The organism is Myroides indicus, assembly GCF_004364575.1.
GTDB classification, from domain to species: Bacteria; Bacteroidota; Bacteroidia; order Flavobacteriales; family Flavobacteriaceae; genus Flavobacterium; species Flavobacterium indicum_A.
The window spans coordinates 1-5,002 of the sequence record NZ_SOAG01000057.1; the positions used below are offsets into that span (position 1 = coordinate 1).

Annotated in this window: 6 protein-coding genes and 3 tRNA genes; 8 read left to right on the forward strand and 1 reads right to left on the reverse strand. The window is 32.8% G+C overall.

Translation table 11 applies throughout. The features are described from left to right. Positions 1-115: 115 nt before the first annotated feature. Entirely contained in the window at positions 116-358 is a 243-nt protein-coding gene (locus tag C8P70_RS13460; protein ID WP_133713825.1) for a hypothetical protein, read from the reverse strand. Positions 359-467: 109 nt separating this feature from the next. Here C8P70_RS13460 and idi point away from each other — a divergent pair, with 109 nt between their 5' ends. The 8 genes from idi (at position 468) to cls (ending at position 4,796) form a co-directional block, all read left to right on the forward strand. After that, a complete protein-coding gene (idi, locus tag C8P70_RS13465) occupies positions 468-995 on the forward strand; it encodes an isopentenyl-diphosphate Delta-isomerase (protein ID WP_133713826.1) in 528 nt (175 codons plus the stop codon). 4 nt (positions 996-999) lie between these two features. After that, complete coding sequence (locus tag C8P70_RS13470) at positions 1,000-1,410, forward strand: 6-pyruvoyl trahydropterin synthase family protein (RefSeq protein WP_133713827.1); 411 nt, start codon at positions 1,000-1,002, stop codon at positions 1,408-1,410. A gap of 98 nt (positions 1,411-1,508) precedes the next feature. Continuing rightward, positions 1,509-2,474 carry a type I phosphomannose isomerase catalytic subunit gene (locus tag C8P70_RS13475; RefSeq protein ID WP_133713828.1) on the forward strand — a complete coding sequence of 322 codons (966 nt, stop codon included), beginning with the start codon at positions 1,509-1,511 and terminating at the stop codon, positions 2,472-2,474. A gap of 61 nt (positions 2,475-2,535) precedes the next feature. Then, positions 2,536-2,799: a hypothetical protein gene (locus C8P70_RS13480; RefSeq protein ID WP_133713829.1), complete on the forward strand. Its 264-nt coding sequence runs from the start codon at positions 2,536-2,538 to the stop codon at positions 2,797-2,799. Between the two features lie 80 nt (positions 2,800-2,879). Beyond that, positions 2,880-2,953, forward strand: a tRNA-Thr gene (locus tag C8P70_RS13485). A 41-nt stretch (positions 2,954-2,994) separates the two neighbouring features. Further along, a tRNA-Thr gene (locus C8P70_RS13490) sits at positions 2,995-3,068 on the forward strand. Between the two features lie 41 nt (positions 3,069-3,109). Further along, positions 3,110-3,183, forward strand: a tRNA-Thr gene (locus C8P70_RS13495). 134 nt (positions 3,184-3,317) lie between these two features. Next, a complete protein-coding gene (gene cls / locus C8P70_RS13500) occupies positions 3,318-4,796 on the forward strand; it encodes a cardiolipin synthase (protein ID WP_133713830.1) in 1,479 nt (492 codons plus the stop codon). Positions 4,797-5,002 lie beyond the last annotated feature (206 nt).

The following is a 5,002-nucleotide window of genomic DNA, read 5'->3' on the forward strand; positions in this document are numbered from 1 at the left end:
GTATTCATATACTTTACTTTCTTAAGCCAAATGTATACATTACCTTACATTTTAAACAAAAAAAAGTCGGAAGATTAATCTTCCGACCATGACTAGTCATAGACCTCTTTTTTAATTAGCTTCCTTCATATAGCTCTCCTCGGTGAGGCTTTAAAATATCTCTTATTTGACGCATTTGCTCATCATTTACTATCATATATGCAATGGAATGAGATTCTGCAAGCTGCTGAAAATCGACAATAGTGATGTTTCGTTTTTCAGCATGTACATATTCTTTTAAGTGAATTGCGTGATGTTCAGCAAATTTTAGGGCATCCGGACCTTTGAAATCCCAAATAAGTTTAATCTTTCTTTCCATAAGGCTAAAGGTAGCGATCTTTTCAATAATTGAAAAACAGTACGTGAAACTAATTTAGATAAAGCATATCTTTTTTTGTATTTTTGACTTTGTAATTATATATTAAGGTATGAAAGAAGAATACGTGGTTTTGGTAAATAATAAAGATGAACCATTAGGGATAATGGAAAAAATAGAAGCGCACGAAAAAGGACTTTTGCATCGAGCATTTTCAGTATTTATATTAAATGAAAATAATGAAATAATGCTTCAACAAAGAGCAGAACACAAGTATCATTCACCTTTGCTGTGGACAAATACGTGTTGCAGTCATCAAAGAGATGGAGAAATTAATGAAAAGGCAGGAAGACGGAGGCTAATGGAGGAAATGGGGTTTGAAGTGCCTCTAAAGGACGTTTTTTCCTTTGTCTACAAAGCTCCATTTGATAATGGACTAACAGAACACGAACTGGATCATGTGATGATAGGATACTATAATGAAGAGCCGATAATAAATAAAGATGAAGTAGCGGATTGGAAATGGATGTCTATTGAAGATATTAAAAAAGATATAGATAATAATCCAAAAATATATACAGAATGGTTTAAAATTATTTTTTCTAAATTTTACCATTATATTGAAGCGCAAAAAAAATAAGATTATGAAGCTCACTGTTAGTAGAAAAGCTCATTTTAATGCAGCTCATCGTTTGTTCCGAAAGGACTGGTCAGATGAAAAGAATCAAAAAGTATTTGGAAAGTGCAATAACCCTAATTATCACGGGCACAATTATGAATTAATAGTTCATGTGACCGGAGAAATAGATGAAGAAACGGGTTTCGTAATGGACTTAAAAGAACTTTCTGATTTGATCAAAAATGAAATAGAAGAATATTTAGACCATAAAAATCTTAATCTGGATGTTCCGGAATTTGCAGATTTAAATCCTACAGCAGAAAATATTGCAGTTGTTATTTGGAAAAAGCTTCGTTCGTTTATTGAAACAGACAAAACTTTAGAAATAGTCTTGTATGAAACTCCTCGAAATTTTGTTTCATACCGAGGGGAATAACTGTATAAAAGAAGGTAAATGTTGCTAAAAGTTGTAACTTGCGCAGCGTTTTATAAAGGAGGTCATCAGGGACAGACCGGTTTGTAAATGAAATATATATGAGTTTTGAAAAATATCCATTACTATTTGAACCGATACTAAAAGAAAGAATTTGGGGCGGTACAAAGTTAAAAACCGTGCTTAAAAAAGAAATTCACTCTGATAAAATAGGAGAAAGCTGGGAAATTTCAGGAGTTCCCGGAGATATTAGCATTGTAGCAAATGGAAGTTTTAAAGGATGGAGTTTAGAAAAACTCATCAACCAATATCCGTTAGAAATATTAGGACAAAATATTTATAAGCGTTTTAATAAGCAATTTCCTCTGTTATTTAAATTTTTGGATGCCAAAGAAGACCTGTCGATTCAATTACATCCCAACGATAAATTGGCAAAAGAAAGACATAACTCGTTTGGAAAAACAGAGCTTTGGTATATTATGCAGGCTGATGAAGATGCCCGCGTGGTAGTAGACTTTAAAGAAGGAGTAACGCAAGAAGATTATTTAAGTCATTTAAAGTCAAAAACACTTCCTTCTATTTTAAAAGAAATTCCCGTAAAAAAAGGAGATGTACTTTTTATTGAGACAGGAACTGTGCATGCTATAGGAAAAGGTGTTTTGCTGGCGGAAATACAGCAAACTTCGGATATTACTTATCGAGTGTACGATTGGGACAGAGTGGATTTAAATGGGCAGTCCAGAGAACTGCATGTTGATTATGCGTTAGAAGCTATTAATTACAACGAAAAACTGGTAGAGCTTCCTTATGCGAAAAATAAAAACACAAATAATGAAATTTTAAAATGTCCTTTTTTTGATGTTAATATTATTCCGCTTGAAGGAGCTTATTCTCTTCAAAAAGATGACCGTTTTTATTTATATGTATGTACAGAAGGAGATTGCATTTTTAAAATAAACGACGAAATTAGTCATTTTAAAGCAGGAGATACTATTTTAATACCCGCGGCAGTTGATAAATTGACAATTGAGGGAAAAGCCACCCTTTTAGAAATATTTGTTTCTTAGAAACGGTTTTTTAAAATAATATAAAGTAGATTTGTCCAAGAAATAATAATAAAAAGAAATTATGGCAAGTGTTAGAAACTTAAAAAAAGATGTCCATTATGTTTTAGGGGATATCATTCAGGCAATTTATATCCATGAAATGACAACTAAAGGAGCAACACCGGAAACCAATGCTTTGTTGGAAGAAACGTTTCAAGCTTTTGATATGTTACTTGAAGAAATCAATGCTAAAAATATCGAAAATAAAAAAGTACATTTTAAAGGTGTATATAATAAATTAGAAAATATTGCAAATCAATTGGTTGATAAAATCAATGCTTTGTAAATTATTTTAAGTGCAAAAAAACACGAAAATCTGTTGCAAGATTAAAAAACCGTGTTATATTTGCACTCGCAAAATGAGTCGCCGATGTAGCTCAGCTGGCTAGAGCAGCTGATTTGTAATCAGCAGGTCGTGGGTTCGAGTCCCTCTATCGGCTCAGGTTTTTGAAAAGACAAATATTGCTTTTGCAGTGTATTCGCCGATGTAGCTCAGCTGGCTAGAGCAGCTGATTTGTAATCAGCAGGTCGTGGGTTCGAGTCCCTCTATCGGCTCAGGTTTTTGAAAAGACAAATATTGCTTTTGCGATGTATTTGCCGATGTAGCTCAGCTGGCTAGAGCAGCTGATTTGTAATCAGCAGGTCGTGGGTTCGAGTCCCTCTATCGGCTCAAAAAATAAAATCTCTCCAATCCAAGTGGAGAGATTTTATTTTTATAATTTATTTCTTCCAAAAAATTCTTCATATCTTTATCTATTATCACTCTTACGCGGCATTGTATAAATAACAAATAAATAGCTGAGTATGCTGTCACTGATACGAGCAGATTGGTTTGTCTATGATGAGATAATCTATTTTAGTATTGCACTTGTGGTCGCAATCAGAATCATATACGATACGGATTCTATTTCAAAAACGCTGGCTTATTTGCTTCTTGTGTTTTTTTTGCCCGTATTGGGAATTATATTTTATTTTTCTTTTGGTATTAATTATCGCAAGCGAAAAATGTACTCTAAAAAACTGGAAGTAAACGATAATTATAATGCAATATTGATGAAAAGACTCAAAGGAGTCCATAGGAACTTTGAGCAGCAAGCAAATGCTGCTGTAGAACAAAATCGTTCATTTATTAAAATGCTTTCACGTACCGCAATGGATGAGACTCCTTTATTAGTCGATAATAAAGCGGACATACTTCAAAATGGAGAAGAGTTTTTTCCGCGATTAATAGAGGATCTAAAGCGTGCTAAACACCATATTCACATTGAATATTACATTTATGAAAATGATGTTTTGGGACATGAAATTGCTGATGTTTTAGTGCAAAAAGCATCAGAGGGCGTGGAAATAAGATTTATTTACGATGATTTTGGTTCTCGGTCTATTCGGAAAAATATAGCAAAAGATTTAAGAAAAAAAGGAGTGGAAGCATATGCCTTTAATAAAATAATATGGCTGGCACTTGCCAACCGAATGAACTATAGAAATCACAGAAAGATAGTAGTAATTGACGGTAAAATAGGATATACAGGCGGAATTAATATTGCGGACAAATATGATAACAGAAACAAAGCGTCTAACGCCTTTTTTTGGAGAGATACCCATATACGCATAGAGGGAACAGGAGTTTATGGTCTTCAGTACATTTTTTTGGCTGACTGGAATTTTTGCAGCAAACAGAGTATTTTGTTTAATGAATATTATTTTCCTAAAATAGAAATGGAAAAGAAAATTCAATTGCCTTTACAAGTCATTTCTTCGGGTCCAGATTCAGATGTGCCGGCCATTCTGTATAGTGTTTTAAAAGCGATTAATTCAGCTAAAAATGAAATATTGATTACAACTCCTTACTATATTCCGGATGAGTCATTGCAGCTGGCAATAAAAATGGCAGTTTTGAGTGGTAAAAAAGTAAAAATGATTTTGCCTGGTATAACAGATTCTATCATTGTTAAATTGGCTTCTGAATCCTATTTTCAGGAGTTATTAGAATCGGGGGTAGAAATTTATCTGTATAAAAAGGGGTTTATTCACGCTAAAACTTTTGTGACTGATTCAGGAGTGAGTTCTATAGGAACTTGTAATTTAGATCATCGAAGCTTTGATCTAAATTTTGAAGTAAATGTGATTTTATATGACTTTGAATTTGCTGAAAAAATGAAACAGATGTTTGAACAGGATTGTAAGGATTCTATAAGATTGGAATTGGCAAGATGGAAAAAAAGATCCAAATGGCAGCGATTAAAAAACAATATTATTCGTTTGCTTTCTCCATTATTATAAATCAAACTTTAGCAATAAAAAAGAAGCTGTCTCACAACTGAGGCGGTTTTTTTATTCAATTTTCAGCAAAAAAAGCTAATAATTAGGATATTAATATAAAAACCGCTAAATTTAACTACCTAATTATCAATGTGATAAATTATAGAATTAAAGAATACAACCAATCCCAAAACTGGTTATTTCCACCTTCTATAGAAGAATTAATT